The sequence below is a fragment of the Synechococcus sp. R8-2 genome, from assembly GCF_047461715.1.
In the GTDB taxonomy this organism is placed as follows: Bacteria; Cyanobacteriota; Cyanobacteriia; order Thermostichales; family Thermostichaceae; genus Thermostichus.
In genome coordinates this window covers 1-684 of record NZ_JANSHQ010000734.1, presented here as the reverse complement: position 1 = coordinate 684, position 684 = coordinate 1, and the positions used below count along the sequence as shown (strand labels likewise).

Here is a 684-nt window from a genome sequence, read left to right as displayed (position 1 = left end):
TCCCCTCTCCCTCTGGGAGAAGAGCCGGGGGTGAGGATCAGTCACATTCAAGAGTGTCGCGGGTGGCCCGACCGGTTACAGGGTTAACGCCGGTGGCCCGTTCGCAAAGGATGGAGAGGGCGTCTTGCCGTATCAACGCATTGGTGAAATCCGCCCCATCAATTTGGATCCCTTCGACTCGGGCCAGCCACATCATGCTGTCCTGCAGTTGCGCTTCTCGCAGATCCGCACCCTGTAAGTTGGCCATGTCCAAAGTGGCCCCCCGCAGGTCGGCCCCGCGCAAGTTGGCTTTGCTGAGATTGGCCCCGAACAGGTTCGCCCCTGCCGCCTTCACATGGCTGAGATCGCTTTGGCGCAGGTTGGCCTTGAGAAACTTCCAGCCGCTCAGGTCTTGCCCTGCAAAGCTCACCCCCTGTAGATCTCGTTTGGTGTAGTCCTCTGCCTGGGCCGGGGATCCCAGCGGAGTAACCCCCAGGCAGAGTATCAGCCCGCAAAGCACCATCCCCCGCAGGAAACGGCTCAGCCAAGACCGCCTCGCCAGAACCGAAGCCAGCCAAGCAACAGACATCGTGGATCCCTCCCTCAAGGAAACCTCCATGGCTTGGGAATTGCTTCTGGTTTTATCTTACCGGATAGGGATCCCGCCGGCAGATTGGGCTATCATGAACTACCCCACCGCATAGG

The 684-nt window shown here is 60.1% G+C and carries 1 protein-coding gene; it reads right to left on the bottom strand.

From position 1 onward, the window contains the following. Positions 1-37 precede the first annotated feature (37 nt). Positions 38-568 (bottom strand): pentapeptide repeat-containing protein, encoded by a 531-nt coding sequence (locus NW819_RS14320; RefSeq protein WP_414356737.1) that lies wholly within the window; start codon positions 566-568, stop codon positions 38-40. Positions 569-684: the final 116 nt, after the last annotated feature.